Below are 19,915 nucleotides of genomic sequence, written 5' to 3'. Positions count from 1 at the left end.
ATAAAAACGCCCTATTACTTCACAGTAATAGGGCGTTTTTATTTACAACAGTTCATAATTTGTTCAAATTAATTCCAACAAAAGGGTTGATTTATACAAATTACTAGATTATAATAATTATAAATTAGTAATTCATATAACATAATAACTCAAGAGGAGATTGATCATAATGAATACACAAGTAATCGAAGCATTAAACAAACAAGTAGCAAACTGGAGCGTTTTATTTACAAAACTACACAACTTCCATTGGTACGTAAAAGGACCTCAATTCTTCACACTACATGAAAAATTTGAAGAGCTTTACACAGAATCAGCTACTCACATCGATGAAATTGCAGAACGCATTTTAGCAATTGGCGGCAAACCAGTAGCAACAATGAAAGAATACTTAGAACTATCTTCTATTCAAGAAGCGGCTTACGGAGAAACTGCAGAAGGAATGGTCGAAGCAATCATGAAAGACTACGAAATGATGCTAACTGAACTGAAAAAAGGCATGGAAATCGCTCAAAACTCTGACGACGAAATGACATCTGACCTACTACTAGGTATCTACACAGAACTAGAAAAACACGCTTGGATGCTACGTGCATTCTTGAATCAATAATATATTAAAAGCGCAAGCGGCTCGTTCAGAGTCGCTTTTTTCTATGGGGTAATCGCGCAGAAATTATATCAGCGATTTTCTAATTATATCGGCGATTTCGTCAAATTTATCAGCGATTTTTCCAATATATCGACTTACCGACAAATCACGACAATAATAGCACTCCCCTCCACTATTTTTATCAATATATTACAATCTCTTTTATGTTAAAATATAGGAAACACCCTTTAGTAATTAGATCCAAAAAGCTTTTCCAAGTTCATCATTTACTACTTAAATGACGGGAGTGGTTCAGTTGAAAGACTACTTAATTAGAGCATTTTTCGCGTTAATAACAGTTGGGATTCTCTTACTCATAGCTAATATTTTCAATATACGTGTCGAGGTTAAAGACTATGCTTTCCTCGTTGTTGTAGCAATTGGTGGCGGCTGGGGTGGCTGGTACCTGTATAAAAAACAAAATAAAAATAACAATAAAGGCATTCCGAAATAATATGGAATGCCTTTATTCTATATTACATAATTAAGCTTAAACCACTAATAAAAGCAGTCCCAAAAAACATCATAAAAACCCATATTCTATGGTAAATAAAAAGAATTCATTTTGAATATAGAAATAGTCCAAAATCTTGCATAACAGAGGTATGCCCCATTTGCCGCAACATTGTGGCTATATTCCCACGGTGATATGCTCCGTGGGTGACGACGTGTAGTATTGTTTCAGAAACCGTCGTATCCAGGTGCCCAGCATATGGGTTATCAACCTCAAACACTTTTTCATAATCTTGTTGACTACTTAAAAGTTCTTTATATCGTTTAGATAATTCATAAAAACTAGTTTCCATTTCCTCAATATTTTTTGTTTCCAGCTGTTCTTTCAATTGGTCTGTGTGTACCATTGCATCACTCATGCTTTTACCAGAAATAATCTCAAGCCAGGCTAAATCTGTGAGGTATATGTGAGACATTACTTTTGCCACCGAAGAAAAACCACTCTTAACTTCCTTATGGAAAATGTCTTGCGGTAGTTCTTTTAAGCGATTTAAAATAACTTCATTTGCCCATAAGTGGTAGTCATACATTTTTAATACAGAATGCCCCATGATTATTTCTCCTCCAATTTTCATTTTAATGATTAGATTATGATACATAACTGATTAAAAATTCCCAAAGGATTACATCTATAAAATTTATTCTGATTTCGATTAAAAAAACCTCTATTAACTTCATAAAAAACATTCCCTATCTTCCACAATCTGACCCTTTAACGGAACAATTCTATGTCACTCAATAATTCCTTATGCACCTTTTATTCAGATGTTCCTTTTTTAAGTCAGCAAAACATACCTCCATCTACTTCCCCTCTTCCAACGATTTCACATCTCACTATCAATATATTTAACCAAATTAAAAACACATGTCTTTTTAAAATGAATTTACATGTGCTTCCAAAAATCTATATAAAAAACAAAGTAATCAAAATGATAAAGGCATTCCAAAGTAATATGGAATGCCTTCCTTGTTATTTCCGTTTATAGTAAATAATGAAATTTAGACCACTTATCAAAACAATCCCAATAAACATATTAGAAGACTGCAAATCTCCGCCTAAACTATACTCATCAGCAATAAATCCTAACATAACAAGTGTTATCGCCGAAACACCGATACACAATACCGAAATAAACCAAAGTGAAAACTCATTAATAAGCTCTTTCTTCTGTCTTAAAACAATTAGCATAACAAGAATAGATGCTGCTAAAATACTTTTAAAAACAGGACGTAAATACACAAACTCCTCCATCTATTTCTCCTTTTCAAAAAAACATTATATCGCAACATTAACATATTTAACCAAATTAAAAACACATGCCTTTTCAAGATAAAATGACATGTGTTTCCGAAATTCTCTATAAAATTGTACTATGATAATTGCTTCCACTTAGTCCCCAAAACAGGACGCTCGTAATTTTGGATTTTATGAATTAATTCGTCAGCCGTCTCAGCTGAAACGATTAACTCTTTATTCGATGGGTTCATAAAGCCTTCTTCAGCTGCACGTTCAACCATTTGCAGAATTGGTCCGTAAAAGTCTTTAATGTTCAATAAACCAACTGGCTTATCATGTATACCAATTTGTGACCAACATACAACTTCAAATAATTCCTCAAACGTTCCGTATCCACCTGGTAATGCAATGAAAGCATCCGCAAGCTCTGCCATTTTCGCCTTACGCTCATGCATCGTTTCTACTTCAATTAATTCTGTTAGTCCTGTATGAACAATTTCACCACGGAATAAACCACGCGGCATAACACCTGTTACACGTCCACCTAGGCGAAGAACTTCATTTGCCACTTCTCCCATTAATCCAACGCATGAACCGCCGTATACAAGCTCATAATCGTTCTCAACAAATATTTTCCCTAACTCTATTGCCTGCTCTTTAAATTCTGGTCTCTCCCCTAAATTTGAACCTGCAAACACACAAATCTTCCTCATTCCTACACCCCGAAACTATATATTGTTATGATACAATGGGTATTGTACAACATATTGAAGGGATGAGAAAGAAATGGATATCGTCGCATTTCAAAGATGGGTTGAGGAATTTTATGAAAAACGAAGCTGGTCACAGTATAATTCCTTTATTCGCTTAAATTTCTTAACTGAGGAAGTTGGGGAAGTTTCACGCGTTGTTCGCGCAATTGAAATCGGTCGTGATCGCCCTGATGAACAAACAAAAACACAAGATGAGCTAAAACAAGAACTAAAAGAAGAACTTGGTGATGTCCTATCTAATCTTATTATTCTTTCACAAAAATATGATTTGGATTTACAAGACATTATGGAAACACACGTCACAAAGCTTTCAAAAAGGTTCGAAACATCTAAATGAGAATATTATCAATTGTGATATAATGTTCTTGTCAAAATAATAAGGGGGATTTTATGTTATCTAAAAAATTGCACGACGCACTAAATGAACAAATGAATTTTGAATTTTACTCTGCCCACGCTTATATGGCAATGGCTGCTTACTGTACAGCGGAAAGCTATGATGGATTCGCTAACTTTTTCCTTGTACAAGCTGAAGAAGAGCGTTTCCACGCAATGAAACTTTACAACTACATTAATGACCGTGGTGAGCGCGCTATTATTACTGGATTTGATCATCCTAATAATGAATATGAGTCTGTATTGAATGCTTTTGAAGTCGCACTTGAGCACGAGCGTGAAGTAACGAAGCGCATTTATAACTTATCTGATATTGCGTGGGATGAGCGTGAACACGCAACAATTACCTTCTTAAAATGGTTCGTTGACGAGCAAGTAGAAGAAGAAGCTTCATTCGATAGCATCATCCAAAAATTAAAACGTATTACAAGCGATTCAAACGCACTGTTTATGCTAGATGCTGAATTAGAAAAACGTACATTTACGCCTCCGGCTGAATAGTATTTTAATCACCTTAATGAATGGATTAAGGTGATTTTTTTATTTTCTCTCTAGCTTAAAATCACCTTAAATTCCCTTGTATTTGACATAGTACCAATAAGAAAATGGTATTATTTTCAATATAAAATAATATACGAGGAGAGAAAAAATGAATCAGCGTGTAGAAGCTGTTGATGCAATCCGTGGTTTCGCTTTGTTTGGTATTTTACTTGTCAATATGACCTTAATTCAATTTGGAGTCTTCGCCAGTGAAAAACCAACTTACATATTTGGACCACTTGATGAAGGTGCTAATTGGTTTATTCAATTTTTCGGCACCCACAATTTCATGTCCCTATTCTCTTTTTTATTTGGTCTTAGTATTATTTTGCTACAAAAAAGTATTATTGTGAAAGGAAAGAAATTCTTCCCCACATACATAAGACGTATTATCATTCTTTTACTGCTAGGCTACATTCACGGCACCTTTGTTTGGGAGGGAGATATTTTATTTGCCTACGGGGTTATCGGGATTTTCTTAATGATGTTCATCAATCGAAAACCGAAAACATTGCTCATTTGGGCATCTATTTTACTAGCACTCATTATGCTCGCATCTTACCAATCGGAATCAACATCGAACCCCTACGATGATCTCGCACCTTATACCGAAAAGGAACATAAGGTCCATGAGACTGGAAGCTATATGGATCATGTCAACTTTAGACTGACTGAAAATCCTTTTGATTATATGGGGATTAACGGTGTATTCGGATTAGTTTTCATATCAGTTTTCGCAATAATTTTTATGTCTCCACTTTTCTTACTCGGAATGTATGTGGGGAAAAAGGGCTGGCTATTTGAGGTCAATCAACATATACCTGCTGTCAAAAAAATTTGGCTTATCACTGGGATTTTCTCTTTTACAATTAAAATCTTAGCTATATTCGTGAAACATCCGATTTTAATTATGTTACAAGATAGTCTTACACCAGTAACCATGACCTTCTTTTACGGAAGCACGATTATTTTATTATTCCATTACAAAAAGGTAGCGCATTTACTAACATACATGGCGAACATGGGAAAAATGTCGGTTAGTAATTACTTAGCGCAATCTATTATCACAACAACTATTTTTTACGCATATGGATTTGGCTTATACGGTAAAATTGGCTATTTCTTTGGTATTCTTTTAACCATTGGAATTTATACGATTCAATTATTCGTTAGTACCTATTGGCTACAGAAATACCGAATGGGGCCTGTGGAATATGTGTGGAGACTGGGAACTTATTTAGAGAGACCACGGTTTAAAAAAGACTTGGATAAAGCAAGTTAAACAAAAAGTCGTTTATCCTCCCTAAGTGAGAGATAAACGACTTCTTTGTTATTTATTAAAGCATAACCCCAACGATAACCGCTGATAATATACTTACTAACGTTGCACCGTATACAAGTTTTAATCCGAATGAAGATACAACGTTTGATTGTTTTCCATCGATACTCTTCGTTGCACCTGCGATAATTCCGATAGATGAGAAGTTCGCAAATGATACAAGGAAGATTGATAAAATACCTACTGTACGAGCTGATAACTCACCAGCTACTTTTCCTAGATCAAGCATCGCAACAAATTCGTTCGTTACTAATTTCGTTGCCATAATTTGTCCTGCTGTTAGCATTTCTGATGTTGGAATGCCCATTACGAATGCTAATGGCGAGAAGATATATCCTAAAATGCTTTGGAATGTGATTCCGAAAATTGAATCGAACACACCGTTAATTGCTGTAATTAATGCTACGAAACCGATTAACATCGCCGCTACTGTTACAGCGATAGAGAAACCTAGCATAATATATTCGCCTAACATTTCAAAGAATGTTTGTTTCTTATCTTCTTGTAATTCTAAAATGTCATCTTCTTCGCTCACATCATATGGATTAATAATATGAATGATAATGAATCCACTAAATAAGTTTAGCACAAGTGCTGTTACTACATATTTCGGATCAATCATCTTCATATAAGAACCAACGATTGACATTGATACTGTTGACATTGAAGATGCACAAAGTGTGTATAAACGATTTTTTGGTAATTTACTTAATTGATCTTTTACTGTAATAAATACTTCACCTTGGCCGACAATTGCCGCTGCTACTGCGTTATATGATTCAAGTTTTCCTAAACCGTTAATTTTACTTAATACGAAACCGACTGCACGAATGATAATCGGTAAAACTTTTATATGTTGTAAGATCCCAATTAGTACTGCTAAGAAAATAATTGGTAATAATACTGTTAAGAAGAATGGTGCTTGTCCATCATTTGCTAGACCACCAAATACGAAATTAACCCCTGCTTCCGCAAATTTTAAAATAGCGCCAAATCCATCTGCAATCCCTTTTACTAATACAAATCCGACCTTTGTATTTAGTAAGAAATACGCAAGTACCAATTGAATTACAAGCATAACTGCAATTGGTTTATATTTAATTTTCTTACGATCTGAACTTATAAGGAACCCTAGTACAAATACTACAAGTAAACCGACTAGAAACATTACTAACTTCATATGTGAATCCTCCACTTCCATGAGTTATCAGTCGTATAACGAATGACGTCTGACCATTGGTGTTAAAAAAATATGAACCCTTAAAATATTTTGAACTGTCTTCTAAAATCAGTAAGCGTTTACATAAATTGCAATTTATAACAGGTAGTCTCTTCTTCTCTACCGTATTTAACGTGTGAAATGGATACCACCTACAAATCAAATTGTAAGCGTTATCTAATCGAAATGCAATATAAATTTTAAAAGATTTTTATATGTTAATATATTCCTAATTGATTGGTTTTTTTATGTAAATTTACTATAAAAAATAGCCCTAGCTATGAGCTAGGGCCATCCTTTTTATAACATAACACCAACGATAATCGCCGATAAAAGACTTACTAATGTCGCACCGTATACAAGTCGTAATCCGAATGATGAAACAACGTTTGATTGGTTTTCATCGATCCCTTTCGTTGCACCTGCGATAATTCCGATAGATGAGAAGTTCGCGAATGATACAAGGAATACAGAAAGAATACCGACTGTACGAGCTGATAAATCACTAGCTACTTTTCCTAGATCAAGCATCGCAACAAATTCGTTCGATACTAATTTCGTTGCCATAATTTGTCCCGCCGTTACCATTTCTGATTGCGGGATTCCCATTACGAATGCTAATGGTGAGAAAATATATCCTAAAATAGCTTGGAATGTAATACCGAACACTGAATCAAACAAGCTATTGATTGCTGTAATTAATGCTACGAAACCAAGTAACATTGCTGCTACCGTAATCGCAATCGTGAAACCAAGCATAATATATTCGCTTAACATTTCAAAGAATGACTGTTTTTTCTTATTTTCTAACTTCAGTGTATCTTCTTCTTCCGTAATATCGTACGGATTAATAATATGAATAATAATGAAACCACTAAATAAATTTAATACAAGTGCTGTTACTACATATTTTGGCTCAATCATTTTCATATAAGAACCAACGATCGACATCGATACTGTCGACATGGAAGACGCACATAGTGTATATAAACGATGTTTGGGGATTTTACTTAATTGATCTTTTACTGTAATAAATACTTCTGCTTGCCCAACAATTGCAGCCGCTACTGCATTATATGATTCTAATTTTCCTAAACCATTTACTTTACTTAGCATAGTACCAATAGCACGAATAAATATCGGTAAAATTTTAAAGTGTTGCAGAATTCCAATTAAAACGGCAAAGAATACGATTGGTAATAAAGCTGTTAAGAAGAATGAAACCTCTCCTTTATTAACAAGACCACCAAATACGAAAACGATTCCAGATTCCGCATATCCAAGAAGCGCTCCAAATCCATCTGAAATTCCTTTTACTAAAATATAACCAATTGGCGTATTTAATAAGAAATACGTTAAAGCTAGCTGAATAACAAGCATAATCGCGATTGGTTTATACTTAATCTTCTTACGATCAGAACTTATAAGAAAACCGAGTACGAATACAACTAGTAATCCTACAAGAAACATAACAAACTTCATTAATAAAATCCTCCATTTAACTCTTCATTAACGTTGAACGTCTGACCATTAGAAATACGAAATAAACCGAACTTTCCATTTACCCCTAAAACCATAGAAATGATTATAAAAAGTCGTCTAATCTCTTATTCTAAAGCCATTAACCATTCTAACACAAATTACAACTCACATCTGCATTTTTCTTTAAAAAAATTACATTTTATTATAAAACGCTCATTAATGTTCGTCTTTTACCTCTCTCCTTATTTTATCACCATAAAAAAACCGAGCATCAAATTTCTCTGATGCTCGTTCCTTTTGTATTATACAGCTTTTTCTTTATCTGCTACTGCTGGCTTGTCCCAGCACTCTGTGTTCGTTAAACCAGGGATAGAATCTGCACTGAAGACTGGATCTTTTCCTTGTTTCTTTTGTTTCACATAGTCCGCTAATGCTGCATACGCAAATCTTCCAAGAAGTGTAATCGCAATTAAGTTTGTGATTACCATTAGACCCATAAATAAATCTGCCATATTCCATACAACTTGAAGCGTCGCAACAGAACCGAATAATACCATTCCCACTACCGCAATACGGTAAATCGTTAACCAAGTTTTACTTTGTTTAATAAATTCAATATTCGTTTCACCATAATAATAGTTTCCTAGTAATGAACTGAAAGCAAATAGGAAAATAATAATCGCTAAGAAGCCGCTTGCCCACGAACCGATTTGTGAACTTAACGCCACTTGCGTTAATTCAATACCTTCTAAATTTGTTGCCTTATATGCACCAGAACATAGTACGATAAACGCTGTTGATGTACATACTAAGAATGTATCTACTAATACTCCAATTGTTTGAATAAATCCTTGTTTAGCTGGATGTGTTACATCCGCTGTTGCAGCCGCATTTGGCGCACTACCCATACCTGCTTCGTTCGCAAACAATCCGCGCTGAATACCAAACTTCATTGCAGCACCGATACCGCCACCTACAGCTGAATCTAAACCGAATGCACCTTTAAAGATTTCTGTAAACATATCCGGTATTAAATAATAGTTTTTAATAACAACGAAAATAGCTACTGCAATATAAATAAGTGCCATTGGCGGAACGATCAGCTCAGACATACGCGCGATACTTTTCACACCACCAAAAATAATAACCGCAACTAATACTGCTAATACGATTCCAACAACATAACGCTCAATACCAAATGCATTTTCAAATGCTAATGTCACTGTATTTGCTTGTACTGAGTTGAAAATTAAACCGTAACTAATTGTAATAAGGATAGAGAACCAAATTCCCATCCAACGTTTATTTAAACCTTTTTCCATATAATAAGCAGGACCACCACGGAAGCCACTACCATCTTTTATTTTATAAATTTGCGCAAGCGTACTTTCTACGAAACTTGAAGACGCCCCAATAATCGCAATAACCCACATCCAAAATACAGCTCCTGGTCCTCCCATAGAAATAGCTAGCGCTACACCAGCTAAGTTCCCGATTCCAATACGAGCTGCTGAACTCATACAAAATGCTTGGAATGACGATACACTTCCCTTTTTACGTGTCTTTCCAGTTAAACCATCACCCATTAATCGAACCATTTCCCCTAAATGAGTAATTTGTACGAATTTCAATTTTATAGAAAAATAAAGCCCTAAACCGATTAACATTGCGATAAGAATATATGACCAAAGAATCGTATTCGTTGATGAAACGAATTGTTCTAAAATATTCATACTGTCAGTCCCCTCCCTTTTTCTTCATAAATTGAATTATATTTAAAAAATATTCAAAAATCAACATTTTTCGACAGGTTATTACTTCCATATGTTAGGTTTTGTAACATAACGGTGTTATTTGTTATTATTTATGACTTTATATTTATAAAATGCACATAATAAAACAATACATAATCCCATTGACAAAAACATCAACCTGTAACTATAATGATTACATCAAGTTGTAACAATCGTAATTACACTAAATTCATTCATTTTCACATACACACTTTAACAAAACACTTTGGAGGGATTCATTATGAAAATCGGAATTATCGGAGCAAGCGGAAAAGCTGGAAGTCGTATTTTAAAAGAAGCATTAGATCGCGGTCACGAAGTAACTGCAATTGTAAGAAATGCTGCAAAAATTATAGAAGACAACGTAAAAGTTTTAGAAAAAGATGCATTTAGCCTTACATCTAATGACCTACAAGCATTCGATGTTGTAGTAAATGCATTCGGCGCTCCAGCAGGCGAAGAACATCTTCATGTAGATGCAGGAAACGTACTAATTGAAGCTATGAAAGGTGCACCTAATACAAAATTACTTGTTGTGGGCGGGGCAGGAAGCTTATTTGTAGACGAAGAAAAAACGACTCGTGTATTTGATACACCAGGTTTCCCAAATGAATACCTTGCAACTGCTCAAAACCAAGGTAAAAACTTAGAAATCTTACAACAAACAAATGATATTACTTGGACATTCATCAGCCCTTCTGCACTATTCGCATTAGGAAAACGCACTGGCTCTTACAAAGCTGGTAAGGACAACCTTCTTGTTAACGCAAAAGGTGATAGCTACGTAAGTTACGAAGATTTTGCAGTAGCAGCACTTGATGAAATCGAGAACCCAAAACACGTAAACGAACGCTTCACAGTAGTTTCTGAGGCTGAATAATAGAAAAAGCTCGTAAACATAGTGTTTACGAGCTTTTTTCATCATCTGTTATATTGATTCGGTTTATGTGGTTCATTTGGTTTATAGGGTTTATTTGGTTTATTATCATGACCATTTGCTTTTTTCCAACTTACAGCTAATTCTGGACTTGTTTTCTCTTCACTACGCTCAAGTAATACAACCGCATTTTGAATAGTCGGTGTACCTTTATGTGCAATTCCTTGTAATTTCGTTAAATTGCCTGATACTTTAAAGCTAAATCCACCCGCTGGCGTTTGTTTCGGAATTAAAATGCGGAATTTCTCTCCCACATTAAATTCTGTTTTTGCCTCGCCTTTTTCATTTACGAACTTCGCGCCTTCTGGTGCGCCAGTTGCTTGTACTTTATAAGTTCCACTTTTAGCGTTTGTTTGCACTGTATATAAACCAGTTTCAAAAAACTCATCTTTTAATACTGCTTCTTGTTCTTCTGACGGTACTACACTCATCGTAATTTCTTGTATTTCCTCACTAGCGCTTGCTTTTGCGACAATATCTTTCGTTACTTTCTCTACATTTTTATTACGGAAATCTAAATCGTTAATATCGATTTGTTTTAACGCATTCCACACCGCAAGTTGCGTTGCGTAATGTGCATCTCTCCAATCAGAAACACCTAATTCTTGCGGGCTCTTCTGTGGATATCCGTTTAATAGTACGCGGTACACGTTAATATCTACTTTGCCCATTTCAGGTAAGTCTTGACCGCCTGGAGATTTCAAATCTACATTTAAGCAAAAAGCAATTTTGCCATCGGCTGTTTTAATAAGCTCTGTTCGAATTGGTTTCTTCTTTGACTTACTATAACTCCAATCCATTTGGTACTTCGTATGATCCATAACTTCTGCGGATGCCTTTTGAAGTGGAAATAATAAGTTCGCAAATACAAATAAAACACTCAAAAAAGCGGCCATTAGCTTGAACGATCGTTTTATATTCATGTCTACAACCCCTTATAAAATAACAAATTTAATACTGTTTATTATTTAGTTAGAACATTTTTTTATGCATAGACAAAACAAAAAAGAGTGCAAACTGTTTGCACTCTTTCCCTCTACTTGTTTAGAAATCAAAGTTATCCGGATTTGGACCGACGCGGTGGTTTTCATTTAAAGCATCAATCTTTTCCATATCTTCTTTTGTTAATTCGAAGTCAAATATATTAGCATTTGCAATAATACGGTGTTCTTTCGTTGATTTCGGAATCGTTACAACTTCATTTTGAAGATCCCAACGTAAAATGATTTGCGCTGTTGTTTTACCGTACTTATCAGCAACTTCTTGTAAAGTTTCGTTATCTAATAATTGCCCTTGCATAAGTGGTGACCATGCTTCCATTTGGATACTTTGTTCTTTACAGAAAGCTTGTAGTTCTTTCTGCGTTAAACGCGGGTGGTACTCTACTTGGTTAATCATCGGCTTAATTTCTGCACCTTCCATTACATCCTTCAGATGATGGATTTGGAAGTTACTTACGCCAATTGCACGCACGCGTTCTTCTTTATAAAGTGTTTCTAACGCTCTCCACGAATCTTTATATTTCCCTTCAACAGGCCAATGAACGAGATATAAATCTAAATAATCTAGCTCTAATTTTTTTAAGCTCTCTTCATATGCAGCAAGTGTCGTTTCATATCCTTGATCTGCGTTCCATACTTTTGAAGTAATGAATAAATCTTCTCGAGAAATGCCTGCTTCTTTTATCCCAGCGCGAATTCCTTCTCCAACTGCTTTTTCATTCCCATAAATCGCCGCTGTATCAATACTGCGGTACCCTTCTTTAATCGCTACTTTTACAGCCTCTACAAGTTCCGGTCCATCTTCTACTTTAAATACACCTAAACCGAACCAAGGCATTTCTACACCGTTATGCAATGTTGTTTTACTTTGTAAATTTTTCATTATATTTTTCTCTCCTTTATTTTGCTTGATCTCTTTTTTCTAATGCCATACTCCACGCTGTTAAAATAACAGCACCTACTACCATAATGCCGCCTACCCAAGCTGTATGAATTAATCCTAACGAGTTCGTTACAATACCGCCTAAATAAGCCCCAAGAGCGATTCCTGCGTTAAATGCTGCAATATTCATTGCTGATGCGATATCAACGGCACTCGGCACGAAACGCTCAGCCAATATAACGACATACACTTGTAGCCCTGGAACATTCATAAACGCGAATAGCCCCATAAAAATAATTGTGATAAGCCCCGCTACTTGAAATGGCGCCGTAAATGTTAGTACGAATAATACAATTGCTTGAATAAAGAACATATAAAATAATGCACGAATTGGATTATGATTCGATAACTTCCCGCCAATCATATTTCCAATCGCAATTGCAACTCCGTACACTAACAAAATGATTGTAACGGTACTCGATTTAAATCCTGTTACTTCTTGTAATAGCGGTGATAAATACGTAAACGTTACAAACGTTCCACCATACCCTAATGCAGTAATGATGAAAACAAGTAATAATCTTCCATTCGTGATGAGTTTGAATTGATCGCGAAATGATACAGACGTACCTCTTTTTAAGTTAGACGGAATTAGCATGCTGTTTGCGACTAAGGCAACGATTCCAATGACCACAATCACCATAAATGACGCTCTCCAGCCAAATTGTTGACCAATAAATGTTCCAATTGGGACACCTGTAATAGTCGCAACGGTTAAACCAGTAAACATAAATGCTATTGCACTAGCACGTTTATTCTCTGGTACAAGTGCAGCTGCAATTGTCGAACCAATCGACATAAAAACACCATGTGCAAATGCAGAAACGACCCTCGCGATAAGTAACACAGTAAAACTCGTTGCTACCGCTGCAATTCCATTACCGATAACAAAGACAATCATAATCCACATTAATAACGTCTTTCGCGACATACTAGCAGTTAGCGAAGTTAAAACAGGAGCACCGAATGCTACTCCTAACGCGTATAAAGAAACGGTTAAACCCGCTGTTGTAACAGAAACATGTAAATCCTCCGAAATAGATGGTAATAAACCGACGCTAATAAACTCGGTTGTACCAATTCCAAACGCACTAATTGCTAGCGCTAATAAAGCAAACATACTTCTTCGATTCGTCTGAACAGCCGAAGAAGATACTGTATATGAATTCAATTGAACTCCTCCTTAATACGAGAAATCCAATCATAATAGTGTGATAAAAAGGCCTTTTTATCTTCTACAAAAATAACTTTACTGCTCATAAATGCTATTATGAATGGCTTCACTCTTTTTTTGAAGAACGCACTTTAAAGTACGATAGGTACCAAAAAGTAACATAGGCACTTTTTAGTACCGTACTACTCATTTCCCTCTTACGTATGCTATTATGAAACATATTCAACATAATAAAAAGTACGTACTTTAAAGTGCTATAGGCACTAAAAAGTAACATTTAAGTTTCACTTTATTTAGCTTCTTTTGTTGAAGAACTGAAATCTACATTCATCAAAGGAGATTTTCATATGAAAAAATATAATATTCCTGTGGAGGCAACTTTAGAGGTTATCGGCGGAAAATGGAAAGTCGTTATTCTTTGCCACTTAACGAAAGGTACAAGGAGAACGAGTGAACTAAAACGTTTAATGCCTGGTATTACACAAAAGATGTTAACACAGCAACTACGTGAATTAGAAGAAGATGGAGTTATTCAAAGAAAGGTGTACAATCAAGTACCGCCAAAAGTAGAATATTCCCTTACTGATTACGGATGGTCTTTAGAATCCATTCTCGATTCTCTTTGTACTTGGGGCGAATGTCATCTTGAAAAAAGCGGTAACACATCAATGCTACTTACAGAGGATGAACAATAAAAAAAGGAAAAAATGAACATAAATTTGTCCGTTTTTTCCTTTTTCCATTTATATATAGGTACATTTTTAAGATAGATAAAATAATTTATGCGCTTTCATTCCTTGCCATTACTAGGTTACAGGCTCAATATCAAATAATTAGGAATCATTTTTATGTTAACATACGTGTATATAGTATATAATATAGGATATATATTATATACACTTTCCGATAAGGGAACTTTCCATTATGCGGACAAGCCATGTATCGGACAGTTCATAAATAATAGGTAAGACGTTATGGTTTTAAATTTATGTTTTCAGCCTACTTGCTGTCATAAATTTAAAGGCATTTTATTGTGTTTTGTGAAACTTTGTATAAAGTTTCATAACCGTTTACTATCTTGCCTATCAAAAATAAAAGTATTGCTATCGTAAAGGAGAATTGGAGATGCCAGAAACTATGACTCAAACAAAGCCAGAACAAGAAACTGTACAAATTTCTGCTAGCCAAGGACAACTTGATGTACTTGATCAGTTGTTAAAACCTGAGGTACAAGAATCATTAACAACACTAGTAGAGCAGCTTCCAAAATTAACTGAGCTTGTTAACATTTTAACTAAGTCTTATGACTTCGCTCAAACTGTTGCTACTGATGAAGTATTAAAAAACGACACTGTTAGTGCAATTACAGAGCTTGTAGAACCTGTAAAAGATACAGTGAAAAGCATGGCTGCAACTGCTATCGAAGCGAAAGATCGTGCTGACGAAAGCAACGAAGTTATCGGCCTGTTCGGTCTATTAAAATTACTAAAAGACCCACAAGCACAAAAAATGTTCCGCTTTGTGAACGCATACCTTCAAGTTAGTGCAGAACGTAATAATAAATAATTTAACTTATAACAACAATTAGTAAAGACGGGGGATAACATACTATGTCAAAACAAATTGTCATCTTAGGCGCTGGTTATGGCGGTCTTCTTGCCGCTTTAAACGTACGTAAATACTACAGCAAATCAGAAGCACAAGTTACAGTGATCAACCAATACCCAACACACCAAATCATCACTGAACTACACCGCCTTGCAGCTGGTAACGTTGCTGAGCAAGCAATTGCAATGCCACTTACAAAGCTTTTCAAAGGTAAAGACATCGATCTTAAAATTGCAACAGTTGAGTCATTCTCAGTTGATAGCAAAGAAATCAAACTAGCTGGTGGCACTACGCTATCTTACGATGCACTTGTAGTTGCTTTAGGAAGTAAAACTGCTTACTTCGGTATTCCAGGACTAGAAGAAAACAGCATGGTATTAAAATCTGCTGCTGATGCAAACAAAATCTACAAACACGTTGAAGACCGTATTCGTGAATACGCGAAAACGAAAAACGAAGCTGATGCTACAATCGTAATCGGTGGTGGCGGATTAACTGGCGTTGAGCTAGTTGGTGAGCTTGCTGACATTATGCCTAAACTTGCAAAAAGCCACGGCGTAAATCCAAAAGAAGTTAAACTTCTTCTTGTTGAAGCAGGTCCGAAAATCCTTCCAGTATTACCAGACCACTTAATCGAACGTGCAACTGCTAGCTTAGAAGCACGCGGTGTTACATTCTTAACAGGTCTTCCTGTAACAAACGTTGCTGGTAATGAAATCGACTTAAAAGACGGTCAAAAAATCGTTGCTAACACATTCGTTTGGACAGGCGGCGTACAAGGTAACCCATTAATTGGTGAATCAGGTCTTGAAGTAAACCGCGGTCGTGCAACAGTTGATGCGCACCTACAATCTACTTCTCACAAAGACGTATTCGTTGCTGGAGATAGCGCTGTTGTCTTCGCTGCAGACGGTCGTCCATACCCACCAACTGCACAAATCGCTTGGCAAATGGGTGAGTTAATTGGATACAACTTATACGCAGCACTAGAAGGCAAAGCATTCGAAGAGTTCGCACCTATCAACTCTGGAACACTTGCTAGTCTAGGACGTAAAGATGCTGTTGCTACAATCGGAGCAAGCAATACTCCACTTAAAGGTTTACCAGCATCATTAATGAAAGAAGCAAGTAACGTTCGTTACTTATCACACATTAAAGGTCTATTCAGCTTAGCTTACTAATCTGAATATAAGCCCGAATCATGCCCTGCATGGTTCGGGCTATTTTTATCCGTAATTTTCTCTAACTTATTTATTCGGCAAAAGAATAATATAACCCTCTTTAATTATCAAAATATACTGACTTTTTTGTGTCGAAATTGTGTATATGAAAAGAGCAGAAGTAGATATCTTCCCTACTTCCACTCTTTCACAAGAACTATTCTCCTAATTCCACTAAGCTGTAGTTCTTCTTCCCTTTGCGAATAATAATAAATCTTCCATCAAATGAATTTTCTACAGTAACATCAGTGCCTACATCCGTTACTTTTTCACCATTCATAGATATAGCCCCATTATTAATATCTTCACGCGCTTGACGTCTAGAAGGTTCAATTCCTAAATCAACTAACCACTCTACAATGTTTTTCGTCTCTTTTGAAGACTCAAATGTCGGCATCTCTTTAAATCCTTGTTCAATTTCATCAGCTGTTAACGATTTAATATCTCCGCTAAATAACGCAGCTGTAATTTTCACAGCCTGCAAAAATGCCTCTTCTCCATGAACGAATTTCGTCATTTCTTCTGCTAATACTTTTTGCGCTTCACGTTTATGAGGCTCTGTTTCTACCTTCGCTGCTAATTCATCAATTCTCTCTTTCGTTAAGAACGTAAAGTATTTCAAGTATTTAATTACATCACGGTCATCTGTATTCACCCAGAACTGGTAAAATTCAAACGCTGTTGTCTTTTCCGGATCAAGCCAAATAGCACCACCTGCTGATTTACCAAACTTCGTACCATCTGATTTTAATAATAATGGAATCGTTAATCCGAATACTTTCGCCTCATGACCTTCTAATTTACGAATTAAATCTAAACCGCTCGTAATATTTCCCCATTGATCACTACCACCGATTTGTAATTGAACATCTTCTTCTTTGTATAAATGATGGAAGTCCATTGCTTGCAAAATTTGGTACGTGAACTCTGTAAATGAAATTCCTGTATCTAAACGACTTGCGACAATATCTTTTGCTAACATGCTATTTATGCTAAAGTTTTTTCCGTAATCACGTAAAAACTCGATAATGTTTATTTTATGTGTCCAGTCATAGTTATTTACCATCTTCACTTCGCTATTCCCGCCGAAATCAAATAGCTTTTTCATTTGCGCTGTTAATGCATCTACATTATGCTGGACTACTTCTAACGTTTGCAATTGGCGCTCTGATTGACGACCACTCGGATCACCAATTGTTCCTGTTGCCCCGCCGATTAAAATAACAGGATGATGGCCAGCTAATTGGAATCTCTTCATCATCATAAAAGGAATCAAATGTCCTATATGCATACTATCGCCAGTCGGATCCACTCCGCAGTATAGTGAAATCTTTTTCTCTTCTACTAACTTACGTAAACCTTCTTCATCTGTCTGTTGATTCACAGCACCGCGCCATTCTAATTCATCAATAATATTCATCTTTTGTCATCCCCTTTATTTTTTAAAAACAAAAAGTCCCTATGTCTACGATAGACATAGGGACGATTATTCACCGTGTTACCACCCAGTTTGCATAAATAGCATAGCTATTCATACCACTCTTAGCAATAATATCGATTGCTATTCCGCTTAGCATTACCTAAGATACTCCAGAGTGTAATTCACAAGTTTGTTTGTGCTAGGTTCCACCAACCCCTAGCTCTCTTTGATAACAGTGACAAACTGCTACTGGGCTCTTTCAACGTATATTTTATTTGTTAAATTATTAGCCATTATATTGAATTGAAAACAAATTGTCAACAATATCCAAATGTTATTTCGAAATAATTCATACTTTTATACGTTTTTTTCTTCAAAGGTTACTGTAGATCTTCTCCAATAATCCTTACTTCTCGCTCTAATTTCACACCGAATTTTTCTTCAACTGTCTTTTGTACGAAATGAATTAAATCAATGTAATCTTGCGCAGTTCCGTTATCAACATTCACCATAAATCCAGCGTGTTTTAAAGAAACTTCCACTCCGCCAATTCGCTTACCCTGCAGTCCTGATTCTTGAATAAGCTTACCCGCAAAATTATTTGGTGGACGCTTAAATACACTACCACATGAAGGATACTCTAACGGTTGTTTTGATTCACGCTTAAACGTTAAATCATCCATTTTTTCTTTGATTTCTTCACGCACACCTTCTTCAAGTTCAAACTTCGCTTCAAGAATAATGTAATGATTGTTCGCAAATACACTCTTACGATATCCAAATTCAAATGCATCTTTCGTTAAAGTGCATAGCTCTCCATCACCTGTCATTACAACTGCTTCTGTTAATACATAAGCTACTTCACCGCCATATGCACCAGCATTCATATATAACGCTCCACCAACTGAACCTGGAATACCACAAGCAAACTCAAGTCCTGTTAAATTGTGATCCAATGCAATTCGTGACACATCAATAATCGCTGCACCACACCCCGCAACAATCGTTGTCCCCGCTACAGTAACACCTGTAATATGAATTAAACTTACTGTAATCCCGCGAAGACCACCGTCTTTAATAATGACATTCGAACCGTTTCCTAAAAACGTAACTGGAATATTGTGTTGATTCGCATACTTGATAACTTCTTGAATTTCAACATAATTTGTAGGCGCAACGAACACATCTGCTTTTCCGCCAACTTTAATATGCGTATGATTCTTCAGCATTTCATCTTGCTTCACATGACCTTCAGGCAATACTGTACTTAAATATTTATAAACCTCTTGCATATTCATTTTACGATTCCTCTATTTCTATAATCTTTTTATCCCGCTATCCACGGGCCCATAATATCCCCACATACATGAAATAAACCTAAAGTGGTGGATACAGTGTACCTAAAATCAATTCGAGACACCTATAAACCTCTTACATTATAAGAGGTGCCACTCATATTAAAATATATATCGCATAATAAAGCAACCCAAATAGGCTACTAAACTTGACATGTAACTATATAGACAACAAATTGTAAAATATATAACTTTTACAAAACACTATCCCTCATTATCTTACTATACCATACGAAAGAAAAATGGTATTATTTTGTAATCTTTACTTTACTCACATCCATAAAAAAAAGAGCACATCCCACAGAATGTGCCCTTT

At 35.7% G+C, this 19,915-nt stretch carries 20 protein-coding genes and 1 other annotated feature; of the genes, 9 read left to right on the top strand and 11 right to left on the bottom strand.

All coding sequences use genetic code 11. The features are described 5' to 3' along the window. The first annotated feature begins 169 nt into the window (after positions 1-169). Positions 170-610 (top strand): Dps family protein, encoded by a 441-nt coding sequence (locus V7038_RS21915; protein WP_002112747.1) that lies wholly within the window; start codon positions 170-172, stop codon positions 608-610. 295 nt (positions 611-905) lie between these two features. After that, entirely contained in the window at positions 906-1,103 is a 198-nt protein-coding gene (locus V7038_RS21910; protein WP_000656311.1) for a hypothetical protein, read from the top strand. 106 nt (positions 1,104-1,209) lie between these two features. On the opposite strand, the gene V7038_RS21905 is transcribed toward V7038_RS21910, so the two are convergent. From V7038_RS21905 to V7038_RS21895, 3 genes are all read right to left on the bottom strand, one after another. Next, a complete protein-coding gene (locus tag V7038_RS21905) occupies positions 1,210-1,713 on the bottom strand; it encodes a DinB family protein (RefSeq protein ID WP_002112749.1) in 504 nt (167 codons plus the stop codon). Positions 1,714-2,132: 419 nt separating this feature from the next. Next, positions 2,133-2,414 carry a hypothetical protein gene (locus V7038_RS21900; RefSeq protein ID WP_002112750.1) on the bottom strand — a complete coding sequence of 94 codons (282 nt, stop codon included), beginning with the start codon at positions 2,412-2,414 and terminating at the stop codon, positions 2,133-2,135. Positions 2,415-2,533: 119 nt separating this feature from the next. After that, on the bottom strand, positions 2,534-3,097 hold the full coding sequence (locus V7038_RS21895; RefSeq protein WP_002112752.1) for a TIGR00730 family Rossman fold protein: 564 nt from the start codon (positions 3,095-3,097) through the stop codon (positions 2,534-2,536). 88 nt (positions 3,098-3,185) lie between these two features. Here V7038_RS21895 and V7038_RS21890 point away from each other — a divergent pair, with 88 nt between their 5' ends. The 3 genes from V7038_RS21890 to V7038_RS21880 all read left to right on the top strand — a co-directional run bounded on the left by V7038_RS21890 (position 3,186) and on the right by V7038_RS21880 (position 5,390). Next, on the top strand, positions 3,186-3,509 hold the full coding sequence (locus V7038_RS21890) for a MazG nucleotide pyrophosphohydrolase domain-containing protein (protein WP_002112753.1): 324 nt from the start codon (positions 3,186-3,188) through the stop codon (positions 3,507-3,509). 53 nt (positions 3,510-3,562) lie between these two features. Further along, entirely contained in the window at positions 3,563-4,069 is a 507-nt protein-coding gene (locus tag V7038_RS21885) for a ferritin (protein WP_002112754.1), read from the top strand. A gap of 148 nt (positions 4,070-4,217) precedes the next feature. Then, positions 4,218-5,390, top strand: coding sequence for a DUF418 domain-containing protein (locus V7038_RS21880; RefSeq protein WP_335695630.1), 1,173 nt, complete (start codon positions 4,218-4,220; stop codon positions 5,388-5,390). A gap of 55 nt (positions 5,391-5,445) precedes the next feature. Here V7038_RS21880 and V7038_RS21875 read toward each other — a convergent pair whose 3' ends face one another. The 3 genes from V7038_RS21875 to V7038_RS21865 form a co-directional block, all read right to left on the bottom strand. Then, entirely contained in the window at positions 5,446-6,627 is a 1,182-nt protein-coding gene (locus tag V7038_RS21875) for a NupC/NupG family nucleoside CNT transporter (RefSeq protein WP_002112757.1), read from the bottom strand. Between the two features lie 339 nt (positions 6,628-6,966). Continuing rightward, the gene (locus V7038_RS21870) at positions 6,967-8,148 is read right to left on the bottom strand and encodes a NupC/NupG family nucleoside CNT transporter (RefSeq protein WP_002112759.1); all 1,182 of its coding nucleotides are present in this window, start codon (positions 8,146-8,148) and stop codon (positions 6,967-6,969) included. 302 nt (positions 8,149-8,450) lie between these two features. Beyond that, positions 8,451-9,881 (bottom strand): alanine/glycine:cation symporter family protein, encoded by a 1,431-nt coding sequence (locus V7038_RS21865; protein ID WP_002112761.1) that lies wholly within the window; start codon positions 9,879-9,881, stop codon positions 8,451-8,453. Between the two features lie 301 nt (positions 9,882-10,182). Between V7038_RS21865 and V7038_RS21860 the strand changes: the two genes are divergently transcribed. After that, complete coding sequence (locus tag V7038_RS21860; RefSeq protein WP_002112762.1) at positions 10,183-10,821, top strand: NAD(P)-dependent oxidoreductase; 639 nt, start codon at positions 10,183-10,185, stop codon at positions 10,819-10,821. Between the two features lie 41 nt (positions 10,822-10,862). On the opposite strand, the gene V7038_RS21855 is transcribed toward V7038_RS21860, so the two are convergent. The 3 genes from V7038_RS21855 to V7038_RS21845 all read right to left on the bottom strand — a co-directional run bounded on the left by V7038_RS21855 (position 10,863) and on the right by V7038_RS21845 (position 13,942). Continuing rightward, positions 10,863-11,801, bottom strand: coding sequence for a thioester domain-containing protein (locus V7038_RS21855; protein ID WP_335695629.1), 939 nt, complete (start codon positions 11,799-11,801; stop codon positions 10,863-10,865). A gap of 121 nt (positions 11,802-11,922) precedes the next feature. Beyond that, positions 11,923-12,762, bottom strand: a complete 840-nt coding sequence (locus V7038_RS21850) for an aldo/keto reductase (RefSeq protein WP_002112764.1) — start codon at positions 12,760-12,762, stop codon at positions 11,923-11,925. A gap of 16 nt (positions 12,763-12,778) precedes the next feature. After that, positions 12,779-13,942: an MFS transporter gene (locus V7038_RS21845; protein WP_198287690.1), complete on the bottom strand. Its 1,164-nt coding sequence runs from the start codon at positions 13,940-13,942 to the stop codon at positions 12,779-12,781. A gap of 401 nt (positions 13,943-14,343) precedes the next feature. Here V7038_RS21845 and V7038_RS21840 point away from each other — a divergent pair, with 401 nt between their 5' ends. The 3 genes from V7038_RS21840 to V7038_RS21830 all read left to right on the top strand — a co-directional run bounded on the left by V7038_RS21840 (position 14,344) and on the right by V7038_RS21830 (position 16,785). Further along, positions 14,344-14,691, top strand: a complete 348-nt coding sequence (locus V7038_RS21840) for a winged helix-turn-helix transcriptional regulator (RefSeq protein WP_002112766.1) — start codon at positions 14,344-14,346, stop codon at positions 14,689-14,691. A 430-nt stretch (positions 14,692-15,121) separates the two neighbouring features. Then, on the top strand, positions 15,122-15,562 hold the full coding sequence (locus V7038_RS21835) for a DUF1641 domain-containing protein (protein ID WP_002112767.1): 441 nt from the start codon (positions 15,122-15,124) through the stop codon (positions 15,560-15,562). A gap of 44 nt (positions 15,563-15,606) precedes the next feature. After that, positions 15,607-16,785 carry an NAD(P)/FAD-dependent oxidoreductase gene (locus V7038_RS21830; protein ID WP_002112768.1) on the top strand — a complete coding sequence of 393 codons (1,179 nt, stop codon included), beginning with the start codon at positions 15,607-15,609 and terminating at the stop codon, positions 16,783-16,785. 196 nt (positions 16,786-16,981) lie between these two features. Here the strand turns inward: V7038_RS21830 and tyrS are convergent, their stop codons facing one another. Continuing rightward, positions 16,982-18,244: a tyrosine--tRNA ligase gene (gene tyrS / locus V7038_RS21825; protein WP_002159940.1), complete on the bottom strand. Its 1,263-nt coding sequence runs from the start codon at positions 18,242-18,244 to the stop codon at positions 16,982-16,984. 55 nt (positions 18,245-18,299) lie between these two features. Then, positions 18,300-18,516 (bottom strand) — a binding site (T-box leader). A gap of 108 nt (positions 18,517-18,624) precedes the next feature. Further along, on the bottom strand, positions 18,625-19,542 hold the full coding sequence (gene murB, locus V7038_RS21820) for a UDP-N-acetylmuramate dehydrogenase (RefSeq protein ID WP_335695628.1): 918 nt from the start codon (positions 19,540-19,542) through the stop codon (positions 18,625-18,627). Between the last annotated feature and the right edge of the window lie 373 nt (positions 19,543-19,915).

It is taken from the genome of Bacillus sp. JJ783 (assembly GCF_036963225.1).
In the GTDB taxonomy this organism is placed as follows: Bacteria; Bacillota; Bacilli; order Bacillales; family Bacillaceae_G; genus Bacillus_A; species Bacillus_A cereus_U.
This window is presented reverse-complemented; position numbering and strand designations above follow the sequence as displayed.